This is a genomic window from Bradyrhizobium huanghuaihaiense, assembly GCF_025200885.1.
Classification (GTDB): domain Bacteria; phylum Pseudomonadota; class Alphaproteobacteria; order Rhizobiales; family Xanthobacteraceae; genus Bradyrhizobium; species Bradyrhizobium huanghuaihaiense.
Window position 1 is genome coordinate 2,510,058 of the sequence record NZ_CP104172.1, and the last position, 16,502, is coordinate 2,526,559.

Annotated in this window: 16 protein-coding genes and 1 pseudogene; 10 read left to right on the top strand and 7 right to left on the bottom strand. The window is 59.2% G+C overall.

The features are described from left to right. Positions 1-709 precede the first annotated feature (709 nt). The 3 genes from N2603_RS11830 (at position 710) to N2603_RS11840 (ending at position 3,934) form a co-directional block, all read left to right on the top strand. Positions 710-1,303, top strand: a complete 594-nt coding sequence (locus N2603_RS11830; RefSeq protein WP_260388873.1) for a DUF6647 family protein — start codon at positions 710-712, stop codon at positions 1,301-1,303. Between the two features lie 493 nt (positions 1,304-1,796). Continuing rightward, the gene (locus N2603_RS11835) at positions 1,797-2,789 is read left to right on the top strand and encodes an ABC transporter substrate-binding protein (RefSeq protein WP_260388874.1); all 993 of its coding nucleotides are present in this window, start codon (positions 1,797-1,799) and stop codon (positions 2,787-2,789) included. A gap of 539 nt (positions 2,790-3,328) precedes the next feature. Then, the gene (locus N2603_RS11840) at positions 3,329-3,934 is read left to right on the top strand and encodes a hypothetical protein (RefSeq protein WP_311741295.1); all 606 of its coding nucleotides are present in this window, start codon (positions 3,329-3,331) and stop codon (positions 3,932-3,934) included. A 224-nt stretch (positions 3,935-4,158) separates the two neighbouring features. Here the strand turns inward: N2603_RS11840 and N2603_RS11845 are convergent. Both N2603_RS11845 and N2603_RS11855 read right to left on the bottom strand, forming a co-directional pair. Then, positions 4,159-7,576: pseudogene (locus N2603_RS11845) on the bottom strand (AAA family ATPase). A gap of 282 nt (positions 7,577-7,858) precedes the next feature. Next, on the bottom strand, positions 7,859-8,176 hold the full coding sequence (locus N2603_RS11855; protein ID WP_260388877.1) for a hypothetical protein: 318 nt from the start codon (positions 8,174-8,176) through the stop codon (positions 7,859-7,861). 407 nt (positions 8,177-8,583) lie between these two features. Between N2603_RS11855 and N2603_RS11860 the strand changes: the two genes are divergently transcribed. The 6 genes from N2603_RS11860 (at position 8,584) to N2603_RS11890 (ending at position 10,910) form a co-directional block, all read left to right on the top strand. After that, on the top strand, positions 8,584-9,039 hold the full coding sequence (locus N2603_RS11860; RefSeq protein ID WP_260388878.1) for an Hsp20 family protein: 456 nt from the start codon (positions 8,584-8,586) through the stop codon (positions 9,037-9,039). A gap of 83 nt (positions 9,040-9,122) precedes the next feature. Beyond that, positions 9,123-9,443, top strand: coding sequence for a hypothetical protein (locus N2603_RS11865; RefSeq protein WP_260388879.1), 321 nt, complete (start codon positions 9,123-9,125; stop codon positions 9,441-9,443). 244 nt (positions 9,444-9,687) lie between these two features. Continuing rightward, positions 9,688-9,867 carry a hypothetical protein gene (locus N2603_RS11875; protein ID WP_260388881.1) on the top strand — a complete coding sequence of 60 codons (180 nt, stop codon included), beginning with the start codon at positions 9,688-9,690 and terminating at the stop codon, positions 9,865-9,867. Further along, a complete protein-coding gene (locus N2603_RS11880) occupies positions 9,864-10,100 on the top strand; it encodes a hypothetical protein (protein ID WP_260388882.1) in 237 nt (78 codons plus the stop codon). Before N2603_RS11875 ends, N2603_RS11880 begins: the two co-directional genes overlap by 4 nt. 77 nt (positions 10,101-10,177) lie before the next feature. Beyond that, the gene (locus N2603_RS11885) at positions 10,178-10,366 is read left to right on the top strand and encodes a hypothetical protein (protein ID WP_260388883.1); all 189 of its coding nucleotides are present in this window, start codon (positions 10,178-10,180) and stop codon (positions 10,364-10,366) included. A 277-nt stretch (positions 10,367-10,643) separates the two neighbouring features. Continuing rightward, positions 10,644-10,910 (top strand): hypothetical protein, encoded by a 267-nt coding sequence (locus N2603_RS11890; RefSeq protein ID WP_260388884.1) that lies wholly within the window; start codon positions 10,644-10,646, stop codon positions 10,908-10,910. A gap of 119 nt (positions 10,911-11,029) precedes the next feature. Here the strand turns inward: N2603_RS11890 and N2603_RS11895 are convergent, their stop codons facing one another. After that, a complete protein-coding gene (locus tag N2603_RS11895; protein ID WP_260388885.1) occupies positions 11,030-11,287 on the bottom strand; it encodes a hypothetical protein in 258 nt (85 codons plus the stop codon). A 45-nt stretch (positions 11,288-11,332) separates the two neighbouring features. Then, entirely contained in the window at positions 11,333-11,542 is a 210-nt protein-coding gene (locus tag N2603_RS11900; RefSeq protein ID WP_260388886.1) for an intracellular growth attenuator family protein, read from the bottom strand. A gap of 188 nt (positions 11,543-11,730) precedes the next feature. Here N2603_RS11900 and N2603_RS11905 point away from each other — a divergent pair, with 188 nt between their 5' ends. Then, positions 11,731-11,913: a hypothetical protein gene (locus tag N2603_RS11905; RefSeq protein ID WP_018644829.1), complete on the top strand. Its 183-nt coding sequence runs from the start codon at positions 11,731-11,733 to the stop codon at positions 11,911-11,913. A gap of 69 nt (positions 11,914-11,982) precedes the next feature. Here the strand turns inward: N2603_RS11905 and N2603_RS11910 are convergent, their stop codons facing one another. The 3 genes from N2603_RS11910 to N2603_RS11920 all read right to left on the bottom strand — a co-directional run bounded on the left by N2603_RS11910 (position 11,983) and on the right by N2603_RS11920 (position 15,843). Further along, positions 11,983-13,251 (bottom strand): hypothetical protein, encoded by a 1,269-nt coding sequence (locus N2603_RS11910; RefSeq protein WP_260388888.1) that lies wholly within the window; start codon positions 13,249-13,251, stop codon positions 11,983-11,985. After that, positions 13,251-14,048: a hypothetical protein gene (locus N2603_RS11915; RefSeq protein ID WP_260388889.1), complete on the bottom strand. Its 798-nt coding sequence runs from the start codon at positions 14,046-14,048 to the stop codon at positions 13,251-13,253. The genes N2603_RS11910 and N2603_RS11915 overlap by 1 nt, the downstream gene beginning before the upstream one ends. Before the next feature lie 382 nt (positions 14,049-14,430). Continuing rightward, a complete protein-coding gene (locus N2603_RS11920) occupies positions 14,431-15,843 on the bottom strand; it encodes a tyrosine-type recombinase/integrase (RefSeq protein ID WP_260388890.1) in 1,413 nt (470 codons plus the stop codon). Positions 15,844-16,502 lie beyond the last annotated feature (659 nt).

Genomic DNA, 16,502 nt, shown 5'->3' on the forward strand with positions numbered 1-16,502 from the left:
TTCGTCTCCCGATGGTACTCGCGCGCACTGATAAAGTGATCGGCCGAGTGCGTATCTTGTTGCGCTGCATGAGTCCGGATGTGGCCCGTCGCGGACCTACGCATCGTGTCGACCGACGTCTGCTTCTGAGAGATAAGCTGACGGGCTGCGAGATGGCCGCCACCTCGCATTTTGACCCGGAGCGGTCATCTGTGGTCGCGGGCAAGGCGAACCATTGGTGCGTCGGCGTGCGTGTGGTTTGATCGCAAACGCCATCAGTCTATGTGCCCTCATCGTTCGATTATGCTTGCGCGCCTTGGCCTCGGTGCAAATTTGGTCAGAATGGTTGCGCCGGATCACGATCCTCCGCGGCCACAAGAGATTCTGTTTGCGCTTGAACCTTTGACTTTAAAGCAGGAAATACTTTATGGGGTCGCCTCTTACGAAGCGGGCCGGACTGACTGATACTGAACAATTTTCTGATCATCCATACGCACCTCGCGCAAGAGAGGTTGCTATGGGCGTAGTTTTTGATCAGGGCGCCGATTGCTGCGTACTACATCATTGTTCGACGGGCGGGCATCATACTCGGTGACGGGCGTGGTGGCTTCTTTGGTGTGAATGGGTTCACAACGGCGTCGCCAAGCGAATGCTATGCTTCCGGCCATTCAACTGCTGACTGATTGTTTTGAAGAGGGTCTCTATTCCGAACAGCCTCTAGGAGAGGGTCATGTTCAAACAATTCCTTTTGGTCGCGGCAATTGCCTCCCTCACGTTAGCGACATCCTCGAGAGCCCATTGCGAATATGCTTTGGAGCGCAGCGGGTCCACCGGGTCGCGTTCGGCTTCGTTGCATTCTGATGCAACTCAACCTACGGAAGTTTTATTGGATGACGTTGTGGCTTGGCTCTCATCAAATTTTGACCTGCCTGCCATCAAAGAACGTCCCGCTATTGAATTTGCGTCGAGGATGGAGCTTGCGAGGTTGCGTGCCAGGGACCTTGCTTCTTCGCAAGGCTTCATAGGAAACGATGGGCAATTAGCTCAGCGCGAGGTTGTCGCACTCTACGACAACCACACGAGAACGATCCTGCTTCCTGACGATTGGGGTGGGACTTCGCCGACGGACCAATCGGTCCTGGTACACGAAATGGTCCATCACCTTCAGAATCTAGGTGAGCTCAAATTTGATTGCCTACAGGCGCGAGAGAAGACGGCCTACCTGGCTCAAGCTAAATGGCTAGAGCGGTTCGGACTGAGCTTGGAGAAAGAGTTCGACGTCGACATGTTCACAGTGCTGATTTCTTCAGCATGCATGTATTGATTGTGAGCGGTCTATTTTGGTCGCTGTTCGACGATTGCCTTTCCGAAGGAGCGCAAAGCCGAGATCTCGTATGCACGAACAAGATTTCAGCGGATTTGACTGATGACCAAACTCTTGGTGGTCCTTGCATTTGCGTTGGCGATCCTGGCGATGGCTCAGGGGCAGCAGAATCAGTTTGTACCGCTGCCAACAGGACCACTGCCGGCCGCGCTTATTCCCTGAGCTCGCTGAGGGTGACGCATTCACCCAACTGGCCGGTGGCGCACAGGTCGGCTCATGGCCCGAATGCGAAGTTCGGGCGCACTCTGAGATGGTCCGCTTTTCGGTGTAGACCGGAAAGTGACAGGTCGACCTCCCAAATGGCGCTGTTGACCCAACTGAGACATCGCGCCTGACGAGTGGCTGAAGGCGGGAAGCTACTTCTTATTCGCGGAGCAAGGGGCAAGGTGCTATGCTGCAACGCAGAACCTGACGTGTTCTTTTGAGGGGACACATGCACCGGCGAAAGTTCATCACGCTTGTTGGCAGCACGGCAGCGATATGGCCGCTTGCCACATTTGCGCAACGGCGCGTGGAGCGGACTTACCAGGTGGGATATCTCTCAATAGCGTCCCGAGAGCAGACGCTCGACCTTATCCACGCGTTTGAAGAAGGCCTGAGAGGTCTCGGCTACCGCCGAGGCGAAAATGTCGTCATTGAATATCGTTTCGCTAAGGGGGAGATCGAACAACTGCCCGCGCTTGCTGCGGACCTTGTTCGTCGCGGCGTGGATGTCATTATCGTTGCCGGGGTCACTCCAGTTGTCGTTGCGGCCATGAAAGCGACCACAACCATCCCGATCGTCACGACCGTTGTTGTTGAACCAGTTCGGGCCGGGCTTATTGCCAGCCTTGCGCGCCCTGGTGGAAATGTCACGGGGCTCACGGCAGACACGGGCGACGAGATTGTGGGTAAGCGGTTTGAGCTGCTGAAGGAAGCACTGCCGAACCTTTCGCGTGTCGGTGTTCTTTGGAACCCGGACGTTGCACTCAATCGGAACCGATTGATTCCGATGAGTCAGACGGCTCAGTCCCTCGGACTGACGATTGTCCCGGTCGAAGCCCGTAAGTCAGATGAATTTGACCAAGCATTTGCGACGATGAGTAAAGAGGGAGTGCAGGGGTTCATCGTGCAGGGAGACAGCGTGCTGTACAACTATCGTGGTCAGATCGCGGAAGCGGCTATAAGGACCAGGCTGCCGGGCACCTCCGGTCAGAAAGAGTTCGCTGACGCCGGTTTCCTGTTGACCTACGGTGCTGATCTTCAGGACCTTTGGCGCCGGGCCGCTATTTATGTCGACAAGATTTTCAAAGGTGCGAAGCCCGCCGATTTGCCGGTCGAACAGCCCATCAAATTCGAACTGGTGATAAATCTCAAGACTGCAAAGATCCTGGGCTTGGTCGTTCCTCCATCGTTGCTCGCCCGCGCTGATGAGGTGATCGAATAATTGGCCCGACAATTGCTGCGCTGCATGAGTCGGGAATTGGCCCGTTGCTGTCGAGGAGGAAGCTAAGGTTGAGTTCGGCTTTTTGAGGTAGATCGGACTCCGGCCAGACCAACCGTTCAGGGCGAGTTTGACCCACCGCCGACTTTGGCGTTGAGCCGATTTGCTCCGGGTGCTATCTTTCGGCGACATCATTCCCGTTAGGACTGATGGTTCAGGCTTACGGACTGCCGCCCGCCATTTGGAAGTTGGACTACTTTGGCCATAGGCCCCCGCCTCCGGACTTATTTCAAAGTCGGCCGCAGAAATGTTCTTTGGACTCATTTATCTCCGTTCTTCCCATTGACTCGGAGGCGAGCTTTTTTCCGTCCAACGTTTTAGAAAAGCTATTTGCCATGTCTACTTTCAGAAGCCGAGCCCGGTGCGCGGCACATAATGACCATTCAAGGCGAGTTTGCCCCTACGTTTTCGCTTCCGCACTCTGGGCGGTCTGCGTCATTCCCTTTGCGAGCGCCGCGTCCGCTCAATGCGCAGCCCGCGATGTGTTGCAGAACCAGCTGAAGCTCAAGCCGCGCTCGGACCCAGCGTCGCAACAGACTATCAAGTCCGGGCGCGACGTTGCGACATGGAAGACGGTCACAATAGGTACCTTCGCTGACTTTCTTGCGTTGCGTAACGAGCTCGATAGCAAGGGTTGCAATGTCGGTGGTCAGGCCGCTGAAATCCTTGCTCGGCCGACGTTCATCGTTAGCTCTCGGAAGACAAATGTGGAACTTGTCGATCTATCGCCTGCGCAGCTTGGGTTCACGTCCGATACCGTGAGCCTGGCTAGCGTTTACGCACGGGCCCAGCAGCTCGGCCTTGAACTTGCTGCGGCCGAAGTCGGCCCGCAATTGCGTATCCAATATTTCGACCAGCCTGTCGGCGAATTCCTCATCATAGGAATGGCCCCGATCAAGACATGGAGCGGCGAGCCGATTATTCTGAATGTCGCAAATGGCGGCGCCGGATTGATACTCATCGGCCAGGATGGTCGATCCGAAGCGGAGATACCTCTGACATCTCGTTTTATTTTCGCCCGATCCTATCAACCGGCAGCTAGCAGCGAGGTCATCGGATCAATAGCAGGAGCATTTCTGCCGCAGTGAACGGACTGACGTGCGTTTGCGTCGATTGTCAGCTCATGGCCCATCAGCGAGGTTGCGTTCCCACGGAGGTCCGCTCGTTGAGCCAGAGCGGACCAGATTTGCTCAACCTGAGTCCTCCGCATTTTGACCCGGAGCCGGTGTTCCGAGGCAGGCCGCCTCATGCCACCGCTGAGAGATTCCTTGCAGCCGACTTGGCTAGGGAGCTGCGATGCTCGTATGCAGAACTAGCTGCTGGGACCTGGGGTCGGGTTCTTCGGCTCGGAGTTGGCAGTGATCTCTCGAAGTATTACTCTAGCGGCCTGGAGATCCGGTGTTCCAAAGCCCTCAGTGAACTGGCCATAGAGCGGACTGAGCAGATCGTGAGCCTCGCCGCGCAGGCGCCGTTCTATCCAAAGTCGTGCAAGGCATGTGGTTGCGCGCAACTCCCAGAGCTTGGCGCCTTGCTGGCGCGCGGTTGCAGCCGCATGTTCGAACCGTGCTTCCGCGGCGGTCGGATCTTGCCTTGGCAGCCGCAGCATCAGCTCGCCCATCATCCGATGGAGCTCGGCCTCGAACCACCGCTCGCCGGTTTTTTTCACTCGGTCGAGCGCTTCGGTAATGAGATCCAAGCCCTCGTTCACAGCGCCCGACCGGCCGTGGACCTCGGCCAGCAGGCTTCGGAAATAGGGCACCAGGAAACCCGCTCCGGTGGCCTGCCACATCGCAAGCCCCTCTCGGATCTGCACGATGCCAGCCCCAAAATCCCCAACCTCGCCCAGCGTCCAGCCACGAATGATGATGCCGGCTCCGAGGAAGTGTGGGGAATCCTGTTCGGCTGCAAGTGCGATCAGCGCATTCGCCCGATATCGGGCCTCGTCTATGTCGTGGCGGAGCTGCGACAGGGTGCAGCCGTAAAGCAGGGCATAGCCGAGGGTATTGCGATGAGACAACTCCTTCGCGGCTGTCAATGCCTGTTCGCTCCTCGCCTGCGCCTGCTCGGGATAGCCGAGGGCGAACAGTCCCCAAGACAGAACGGACAGTCCTGCCACGCGCGGATCCTGCGCGAACAGGAAGGCGAGCGACCGATGCGCGTAGGGATCGTAGAGAGCGAGCGTCCGCTCCAGATGGTCGCGAGCAGCCGCTAACTCGCCGCGAAGCAATTCAGCGGTTCCGACGATGCGGTTGCCAATGGTTTCGGCGGCCACGTCGTTCTGTTCCTGGGCACGGCGGAGTAAGTCCTCGCCTGCCGTCCGACCGGCCTCGAGCTCCGCCCTCACGACGTGAAAAACCCATTCCCCATAGAGCACAGGAAAGAGCCGCGACGTGTCGCCAAGGCGCTCGCACAAGTCTCGGGCGCGTGCGTTGGCCTGCCCGACCTCCGGTGCCGCCCACCCCTTCGCAGCCATCAGCGCGACACCGAGGGCAACTTCCAGTTCGAGTTCCCGCCGCCATCGTGGGGCGTCGTCGGGGAGTGCAGGAACCAGGTCGAGCCCTTTGGTCAATTGCGTGATCGCCTCTGCTGTGGCCGAGCGCGCGATCTCTGCTTGTCCCGCCTTCAACCAATAGTCGATCGCCGGTGCAATCAGCCCGGCCTCTGCGAAATGATGAGCCAGAAGCTCCGGCTGTGTCTGCACCGTCTCCGAAAAATGCTGCTCGAGCGCCGCGGCGATCCGGGCGTGCAAGCGCTGCCGCTTCGGGCGCACCAGGGTCGCATAGGCAGCGTCCTGCACAAGTGCATGCTTGAAGCTGTAGGTCGCCTGAGGCGGCATCCCGCGCCGGAATACCAGGCCGGAGCCGACGAGGTCATCCAATGCCGCCTGCAATTCGCTCTCCGACAACTGCGCCGTCGTCGCGAGCAGTTCGTGAGAGAATTCCCGGCCAATAGCGGCCGCGACCTGGGCCACCTCACGAGCCGGGGCGAGCCGGTCGAGCCGGGCCAACAGCGACTCCTGGAGGGTGGTTGGGATCGCCATGGGCGGGAGCGGCCCCACGAGCGCGTAATGGTCGCCTTCATCGCGGAGCAGATTGGTCTCTAGCACAGCGCGAGTCAGTTCCTCGACGAACAGCGGCACACCGTCTGTCTTCGCGACGATCTGGTCGAGCACCGCAGGAGGCAGCGCCTTCCCGCCGCTCAGCCGCGCAACGATGGCCGCGCCCTGCCGGCGGCTCAACCGGCTGAGGGTCAGCGCGGAGACGTGGGCATAGCGCATCCAGGGCGGCGCGAACTCGGGCCGGAAGGTGATGAGGACGAGCACGGGCGCGCTTTGCACCCGGTCTACCAGGAGATCGAGCAGCTCGAGTAAGGTCGGATCTGCCCAGTGCACATCCTCATACAGGGCGAGGACGGGCCGGCGCCTTGCCAGGCCCAACACCTGATCGACCAGCGCCTCAAGCGTCCGCTCCTTCTGCCGATGCGGGCTCATGTCGAGCGGCGGGTAGCGTGCATCCGTCTCGAGTGACAGCAATGACGCGATCAGAGGCGCGACCTTGGTGACATCATCGGTCGATAGGGCAAGCAACGCCTCGAGCTTATCGAGACGCGCTGCGAGGGGATCGTCCGCAACAAAGCCCGCCGCCCGCTCCAACAGGCCGATTACCGGATAAAGCGGGCTTGTCTGATGGTGCGGTGAGCAATAGTGCCCCAAGGGCGTATGTGGCTCATTTTCAAGCCGCCCGCGCAGCGCGCGCAGAAGGCGTGATTTGCCGATGCCAGGCTCGCCCGCCAGCAGCACCACCTGACCCTCCGCCTCTTTGGCTCGCTCCCAGTGCTCGAGCAGGAGACCAATCTCGTGCTCTCGACCGACGAGCGGTGTTAGGTCTGCACCGTGCAAGGCCTCGAACCGGCTCTCGGCGGTGCCTTCTCCGACCACCCGCCATGCCCGGACCGGAACGGGAAATCCCTTCAATATCTGCAGCCCGAGCTCGGCGAGTTCAAACAGCCCGCCAACGAGCTCCCGGGTGCGAGCGGAGATTCACGACCGTGCCCGGCTCGGCCAGGGTTTGCAGCCGGGCCGCGAGGTTCGGCGTATCGCCGACCACCGTCTCCTCGCGTGCCGCGCCTTCGCCGATCAACTCGCCGACAACCACCGGGCCGGTCGCGATGCCTATTCGGGCCGCCAGCCTCTCACCATGCGCCGATCTTAGGCCGTGCATCGCAGCAACCGCGGCCAGCCCGGCCCGCACCGCGCGTTCGGCTTCATCCTCGTGGGCGCGCGGGTAGCCGAAATAGGCCAGCACACCGTCGCCCATGTACTTCGCCACATGCCCTTCGAACCGCGCGATCGCGGCCGCCACTGCGCTCTGATAGGCACGTAGGAGTTCGGCCATTTCCTCCGGATCTAGCCGGGCCGCGAGTGCAGTCGAGTCGACCAGATCGACAAACATCACCGTGAGCTGACGGCGCTCGGCCTCCGGTGCAGGCGCGGACTTTTCGGAGACAGCGGTAGGTGCGGCCGTAACAGGGGTGGTCGCCGACATAGAGCCGGCGCGCAGGGCAGCAATGGCGGCGAGCAGCTTGCGGCGATGGCCTATAGAGGCGACGCCGAGTCCAACCAGATCCTCGGCCGTGAGGTCCATGAGGATCTCGGCGTCAATGTCGTTCTCCCGGAACGCCTGTTCGTACTGTCCCAGTCCCAGACCACACAGCCAGGCCCCGACGTCCATGGGCTCCTCCCGGCTCTAGGTACTCCAGTCTATCTCAAGATGGCGTGCGCTGGGCGCGGTGAAACGTCACGAGTTGATCGCGGAGGAAGGGCAGCTTTTGGGCCCTTAGCTGACTTTCGCTCTCGGCCTCGCACTGTCTGCTTTGGAGAGTTGCGCGGAATAGCGTCGTGGAGCTGCCTAAGGCAGCCATTTACCCGAAGCAGACGTCGCGGTTGTAGTAGCGTGCGACATCAATTCTCTCAATCGCTGCGCGCCCTGGCGACCTAGCGGCTCTCGAGCGCATCAATATTCAACGAATTTCGCTGGCCTGACGCGGAATGGGGTGCGACACTCGCGCCGTGCGGATTTGTCACGCAATAGGCCAGCATGGCTGACATCCCGACCACTCGCTATGTCAAAAGTGACGACGTCCATATTGCCTATCAGGTGATTGGTGACGGTCCGCGCGACCTGCTGTTCGTCCCGGGCTTTGTCTCCAATCTTGAAGCGCTCTGGCAGTCGCCGGGCGCTAGATCCGCGAGCCTTGCTGGCCATACCGGAAAGGCCGCCGTCGAGTTCGAGAAGGAGCAGAAGCGCCAAGCGGCGCAGCGCCGGCGGCAAGAGGCCGCTCGCGAAAAGGAGCGGGAGCGGCGCGAGAAGGCCACGGCGAAAGCGCAGTGCCCTCAACGCGGCCGAGCGGAGGCACGCGGACAGGGCGCAGTCTATCAGGTTCGGGATCGAGGCTCTCGAGAAGCAGGCGCAGGCCGAGGACGAGCGGTGGGACAAAGGAAAGGGAGCGGCTCCGGGCGGCTCTCAGGAAAGCCCGAGAATAGGTCCGATGCTCTCGTTAACGACCGCGATTCCTTGCGAAAAAAATGTCCGCGGGTCTTGAAACTTTTCCCTGGCTTCCAAATTTTTTCGGCGTCGTCGTACGACGATCGGGATGCCGTTCGGGTCCCGCCACTGAGACGGGCACCGGTCGTGTCCGGTGCCGCTCGTAACCATTTTGCTCCCAGGAGGATCTGGCTATGCGCACTGTTGATTTTTCGCCCCTCTTCCGGTCGGCCATCGGCTTTGACCGTCTTTTCGATCTCGCCGAAGCCGCCCAGCGCGCGGGCGAGGAGACCTATCCCCCCTACAATATCGAGCGTCTCGACGAGAACCGCTTCCAGATCTCGGTCGCGCTCGCCGGCTTCAGCCCTGACGAGGTCGTCCTGACGGTCGAGCAGAACGTCCTGACGCTCGAAGGCCACAAGAGCGAGAAGGACGGCAAGACCTTCTTGCATCGCGGCATCTCGGCCCGCAACTTCAAGCGGCAGTTCACGCTCGCCGACCACGTCGAGGTCAAGGGCGCCAGCTTCGAGAATGGCCTGCTGGTCATCGACCTGCAGCGGGAAATCCCCGAAGCGATGAAGCCGCGTCGCATTGCGATCAACGGCGCCGGGCCGAATAACGTGGCGCAGATCGAATCCAAGGCGGCCTGAGGCCATCCTACAGAACAGCGACCAAACCGCGCGGGCCTTCCCGCGCGGCTCTCCCTCAATTCGTCTTGGAAATGGAGGAAGCCATGCGGCCGACGACCGCTCTTCACGACAACGTTGTCGATCTCAACGCCATCATCCATCCCGGTACGGTTTTCGAACATCCGCGGGACGTGGTCTCCCATCCGACCCTCAGCCTGTCTGAGAAACGCGCTATCCTGGCTTCGTGGGCATCGGACGCTTCTGCGATCGCATCGTGCCCGTCACTGCGGGCGCCCGAGGGACTGAAGGCGACGGTCAGGATCGACGAGATTCTTGAGGCGCTTTGCGCGCTGGACGAACGCCCCCGGAATCCTCCCGGCGGAAAGCCAATGCGGTTGCGCTCGGTCGAGCGGGCAGCGGCCTAGGTGACGGTGAGGGAGCGACGAAGATGCTCGATGAGAACTTTGCCCGCATCCGGGCTCATCGCAACAACATTCACCGCTATCGCAGCCTACTTGCGACGCAGCTGTCGGACCTCGAGCGACAGTTCATCGAACGGCGCCTATCGGAGGAGAGCTCGGCCCTGGAGGCGTTGACGTCCCAGACCTTTCCCATAGCGCTTACCATGCCCCCGAGGCCAGTCTCGCCCGCAACGATGGGAGCTGCGCCATGACGGACCTGCGGGACATGCTGATCCGCGGCAGCGAAAAGGTCATCGCCCATTACCGGCTGCTGCTTAGCGGCGCCAAGACAGAGAGGGAGCGAGAACTCTATCTGAGCCGGATCGAGCGCGAGCAGCGGATGATGGACCAGATTCAGGACGGCCTGCCGGGACGGTTCGCGGCATGAACTTCGAGGCCGATGAGGAGCGCTACGCCGGCTACGACATCGTATTGAAACAGCGCGGGCGCGGCCGTTGGAAGTGGACCGTCTGCGCGGCCGGTGGAGAAGCCGTGATGTCTGGGTCGGAATGCAGTCGCGCGGCCGCAAGGTACAAGGCGGAGCGCGTGCTGTTTCTTCTCCTTTGCGCAAATGCGTCCCGGGCCGCGTCCGCAACGGGACGTCATATAGACGGACTGTAGGAACTGTGCACGTCGCTGGTCGGTTATCCCAGCTGAGGACTAGTTCGCTGGGAAGCATCTTGATGAGGAGGACTACAATGGAAGACGAACGAAAGTCATCGAAAGCGGGGGAACGGGCCGCTGAAGGCTTGCGTAAAGCAGCTTCCAACGAGGAAGCAAAAAACGAGAGCAAGACGGGGCACGATCTAGCTAAGGGCGTTGATCGTTTCGAAGAGCGCTCTAAGAGCTCCGATGGAAAAAGCGCAGTCGAGAAACAAAAAACCTAAATCCACCCGCAGACGCGTCGCGGCTTCCGGCAAAAGACGCAGCGGACGCTATTCCGCTCACGTAGAGGTTTCGCGCGCCGTGTCTTCGCCTCAGGCACGGCGGGATGCCATCGCAACCGCTTTGGTGCTGGCTTCCAAGCGCCAAAATAGAGGAACTGTCCACTCTTAAACAAGTTACAAAGCCGCCGAAAGAAGAATGAGAGGTCGTGTGCGCGGTAGCGCCCGGCATTCTCTTATATCGCATTGTTCGGCAGCACTTGAACAGAGAGAGGCGACAATGAAAGCACCACTTCTTCTTGCTGGCGCATTAATCATCGGATGCACCGGCCCAGCACTGGCCGATGAGTACTATGTCGTGCAAGGTCCGAGCCGCCAATGCACGGTTACCACCACACGCCCGGCGGACAAGGAGGTCGTAACACAGATCGGTCCGATGGCTTTCAAGAGCCGCGTGGAAGCCGAAGATCGCATCAAGCAGACCAAAGTCTGCGAGGAAGGGACAGTCGGTAGTAGCAGCAGCACGACCGTTATCAAAGAGAAGTAAGTAATCAACAGCTCGTTCCCGACCGAGTTGGCGTCGAGAAAAGTCGCGCCCATTTTCTGGCGGCGCGACTTTTTGTGTTTTCCAGACCAACTGACCAGCGGGGTTCATTCCGGCGGCCTTTACCGAATTACAATCGCGTGAGCAGGTGCGGGGATGCTAAATCCAACGCCGCTGCGATCACTGCAAAGAAGAGTTCGCGCCAGAAGAGCTAACCGTTCTTGCGCCGCCGGCCGGGGACGGTGGTTGAACAAGTCCGGGCGATCCGCCGCAATTAAAGGAAACACCTTGTTCAATTCTGGCTCGCTGGGTCGGTGACGAAACACGATCACGCCCGCTGGATCAATCTTCTTACCCAACAGCGGGTCGTTGAATTCCATGTGCTCCGCTCTATCTCGGCTTTGGCCGCCTCACTGATCGCCGATCTACTCAACTTCGACCACCAACTCTCTTGTGGGCCGCAAGCTACGCACGTAATAGCCCTGCTGCTGAACTGCCGATTTGATCTCTTCGCTCACCTTTAGAATTCTTCTTCTGCTCTTGCGCCACCTCTTGCCGGAGTAAGCTGCCGGGATCGGCGAGCCTAATTCTAAAACGAGCAGGTTAGTCGTCCCGTTGCGATAGACGTCAAACACGTTTCCCCCGCGATCTATTAATTGAACCAAGAATGAAATGCGCTTTGGTCGCATCAATGGACCAGCCTAGGACCTAGGATGGTCGCGCACGTTGCAGCCTCGCAACAACATATGTTGCTTGTGAATTGCGGGGAAAATGACCCCTTATTGACACGATCTACTCAGGTTTCTGTTTGGATGTTGTTCGCATGTCACGCCAACGCACCAACTCTGCTCTTGATCAATACGAGCTTGCGGTCGATGAGATCGTCGCAGCTTGTAATGGTGATTGGCGCGGCGCACTGAGAGCGCTGATGCTGCTGAATGAGCGGTTGGAGCTGAGATTGGAGCAGATGAGTGAGGTTCATCCTCCTCATCAGAGGCTGCATTAGCGGAAATAGACGCTGGCATCCGGCCTGAACGATTGAAGAAGCATCAATTGTCCACTCGATGCTCGAAGTTCACTTCGCCTTAGAGGGCGTGGTGGCATAGGCGCGCAGCTCGTTCACAACTCTATCGGATATCGGACGCTCACTTACGGGTATCTTGCCTGATAGACGATAGACACCCTCCCTTAGCCTTAGCAGTCCGTACAGGTCGCTGATTTTCCGCAAAAGGTCCTCAGCCGTGTCGGCCCACAGCTCGGCTTGAGCTCGATCACGAAAGATGACCCTGTATGCGTAACCGATTTCATCTCGGAGCTGGAACAGTTGAACAGTGTAAGCGGCATCGACCCGATCGTACACTTCGGCGGGTAGTTCTGAAGAGCCGAAAATGACCGAGCTAGTTACAATCACATCGCGGAAGTCACCCGTCTCACTTTCCGGGAACATCTGAAGAAAGCGAAGCACCAAGTTGACCCGGCTGCCAACCCAAAGGGTATCGTAAGCAAACTCAGCGCTCCGCTCCCCGAGCATCCGTAGAATCTCTGGCTTGTCCTCCGTAATGAAGCCATGCAGGCCCTTGGGGAAGTACTCCAGAATGACATCCCGCACATCAGGCCTGCGCAATGCCGCGATGTCGCGCTTATCAAATCGCTGTGCGAGATAGTCGAAGAGGATAAGCTGCACCTCCAGTCGGTCCAGGATATGAGGTTGAGCGCTGGACAGGGCGGTGCTTAACAAGCGCAGCTGGCTCTTATACCGGAACCTCTCAACCCATTCGAGAATCCGATGCCGCAGCCGCGTGCGCATACTGGCTTGCTGCTCGTCATCCAATTGAATCGCGTTGAGGACCGCTGCCCGAAATCTGGAAATCCAGTACCGAGAGTGTACCGGATAATCACTGAAAATGTCCTCGAAATCCTTGAGTACCTGCTTCTCAGCGTCCAAGTGGCGTTGTTTTTGGTAGTGACGCGTTCTGCTCCTGGAGATTATTTCGCGTAGCTCAGCAATAACGCCTTCGGTCGAGCTGGCTTCTCCAAAATGCTCGTCGAACTCACTCAGGGACACGCTTCCGCGCAACAGGCCGGGCTTATTGTCGATCCAGTATGGAATAGGACAGGCGTCCCCTATCTGCACAGGAGCTGCTTGAGCCTCTCTCGTTATAGAATAGTCGATGGGATATTCATCAGGCCTGACCGGAACGAAATCCGTGATCCGCAACTCGTAGTCCGTTTCAGCGACATATGTTTCGTTGCTGTTGCTGAATCCGAAGAGTGCGATACCGATGCCATCGGCAGCCTCGGTCAGTCGCACAGCGCCGAGCATTTTTGCCGAAGAGACACGCACTAAATATGCCCGTTCGCTTTGAGGACTTTCGCGACGCTATCGTAAATCGCGTAATAGAAGTGGTCGCTGCGCAGTGGGTAAAACGGGTAGTATTCGATTTGGCAGCCGAATGAATTTAGCTTCGCGACAATTTCTGGAGCACGTTTAAACTCCTCTGGAAGGATCACGCCCAGCAAATCGCCGCCCTCAATTTCGACGTCTCCCTCGATTTGCAACTCAATGGTGGATTTACGGTCGTCGCTGTCAATCGTGCGTGGCTGGGCGTACATCTGAGCGAGCGAGAGAATTTGCAAATGCATTGGTGTGAGAACGTGGCGCATTTCGAGGTCTTCTGGCTTCACCCCCACAGCGTTGAAGTAATTTGTGTTCGAGCCATAGAAAGTGGAAATCAGCTTGGTGACTAGCGCTGAATTAGGGGCCAAGTCGTAGTCAGCGATGTCAAAGCTAAGAATATGGCTTGGCAGTTTGGAGTTGGCGAATGCCCCGCTGTCAAACGGAAAAATCCGCTTCGATTGTAAAGCAGTGTGGAATTTGACAACGAAGACCATCGGCAGCTGCCAATAGTACGGGTTGGGCTCCGCCAATTTTGCCTTGTAAGCGGGCCGTCCAACGAAGAAGTAACAGAGGTCCTCGCCCTTGAACACGTTGCAGGGTGTGGCCTTGAGCTTGCCCTGATTGAGAATGCTAAAAATTCGCGAACTTTCCGTCGTATGGATTAGCGGCAGCTGATCAAGGTCAGGAACATTGAGAGCGCTTAAGAAATCTCTGAGCTTTACAGGTCTGAGGTCGTCCGACATCGCGAATCGTCCATGTGGTCGAAAGTTCACGATTCCGCAGCTTTGACGGGAAGGCAAACGGATGCGCAGCTATGCGCGTGAGGATTCCTGAGATTCCTCTAATTCTAAGTGGTGCCGGAATTGCTAAGCGGCGGGCTCAACCGGCTGAAGCCACATCCAATGGTTGGCCGAAACCGGTAGCGGCCAGTGCCCCGTCGTCGCCGAACCGGCGACGATCCCCACGTAAATTTTTGAGGAACATCGGATCGGGGACACAACGGGGGACACAACCCGATCATGGCATTGATTTCACATCGCTTTTCCTCACCAAGCACTCCCTGCGCGGGGGAATGCAAGCAAAGGCACCTAAGGGATCTGATTGAGATCCCAATAGGCGACGCATTCAGGCCGCGAGGCTCGGCTCGTTCTTTTCTGGACTGATGGCGAGAGGCACAGGCGCGCCGACGATCCGCCGCAACTCGGCTGCCAGGCCGTCCAGCACCGCGCGCTTCTCCTTCATACGCTTGGAATGGTTGTAGACCTTTCCGGTGACGGTCGGCACGACAACCTCGGACTTTTTGCTGGGGGCGTGATCGAGGCACTTCGCGATCCATGCATCGTCGAAGCCGAGATCGCCCGCCAAGGTGGCCGCCGTCCGGCGTAGGTCGTGCGGCGTGAACGGCTTGAGGCCAAGCAATTCGCAAAGACCGGCGGTCTTGGTTTTATCCTTGTTCTTCTCGTGCTTGGTGCCGCGCAGTGCATCGGCCATCGCCTTGCGGTGGATCGGCTGGCCTTTGTACATGGCGCTTTCAAAGACAAACTGCTGATCATCCGAGGCGAGCGCCTCCTTGATGATCTCGACCGCCAGATCAGACAACGGCTGCTGGACCACCCGCCGCTTCTTGACCCGCTTAAGGGGGACATCAAAGCGGGGATGCTCGCCGTCGAGGTCGAACAGCTCATCCCGGCGTGCGCCGAGCAGTTCACGCGACCGCAGCATTGTGACCAGCTCGAACTTGAGCGCCAGCCGCGTCCGGCGGTCATAGGGGAGGTCGTCGCGGTCGAGGCCGTGCCAGAAGATCCTGATCTCGCCCTCGGACAGGACGCGTGTGCGGGGATGCTCGGGGTCGAGCTTCGGCAGATTGACGCAGGGGCTAGCCGTCACGTAGTCGCGGCCGGCTTCGGCTGCCCAATTGAACAGGCCCGAGGCTGCCTTGCGCATATGGCGGGCGTTGCTGACCGAAGGTTTGCCGAACTTGCCCGCGACGATGTCATTCGAGAGCGTTGCGATGTCGTGCTTGGTGACCTCCGTCGCCAGCTTCTTGCCGAGGCCGGGGCGGAGGAAGCGGCTGAGATGGCTGGCAGTATTCTCCCAGCTTTCCAACCGGGGGCGCATCTCACCGTCGGGCTTCTTGACGGGCGTTTTCATCCACTTGATGCGCTCGTCGATGATCTCGGCGACGGTCTTGCCGCGTTTCACCTTCGCGGTCTTCTGGTCGCGGAAGGTCTCGGCGAGGGCATCGCCGCCCGTGGCCTTGAGGCCGTAGACCTTGCTGCGGGCGTCCTCGACCGTGAAGGTCTCCGGATTGTAGACGCCGAGCCAGCCGGTGCGCTGCTTGCCGGTCTGCCTGTCGGTGAACTTGAATGAGAAAGTCGCGACGCCCGCCGTCGTGATGCTGACGTACAGACCGGGGCATTTGCGGTCGTAAAACTTGGTCCGTTTGGGGACGCGCTTCTCGCACAGGCGGTCAGTCAGGATGACGCTGCTATTGCGGCCCCGCTTGCCGGCTGGGGAGGGGGCAGTGGTAGTATCCATGTGGTTTCGGCTCCTAAGGCTTGGGACCAAAGGGCCCGGCTTTGGGGCTTTCAGTTTGTCGTGCGGACGCTGAAAGGCTTAGGGCCGGGCCCTTATTTTGGTGAAGCCCGCTGAAACAGCCCGCATCAGGGTAGTCGAAAAGCGCTGGTTTTGAAGGGTTTTCTTAGTTTCGGCGTGTTTCACCGAATGCCAAAATATAGACGTGTGGTCCTGGCCGTCGTTGCTACGGTCAAGCCTTTGCGGAGATGTGCGCGAGCCCAACCGGGTCAACGGCATCGTCAATTCGCGAGGTGAGGGAGGCCAGAGGGAAAGTTCGGCTCCCGGGAGAGCGCGGCATAAGCCGTCCGACCACTGCGCAGGGAAGGCCGAGTGATTGGCTACACCTGTATGCTGCTGTGCGGTTTCTCTGCGCACCATTCGCGCAGCAGACCGCGGGTGCCGGTCGGCACCCGGCCTTCCCTGCGCCCTCTTTCTTTGAGGGGCGAGGAATGAAGCAAAGCTCGGGCGAAATGCGCCGCGAGGCTGCGACGGTGTGTCTGCGATCAGGATGCGAGTTGGAGAATGGCGCCATTGCCCCTTGCTCCGTCATTGCGAGCGCAGCGAAGCAATCCAGACTGCTTCCGCGGAGGGATTCTGGATTGCTTCGCTGCGCTCAAAAT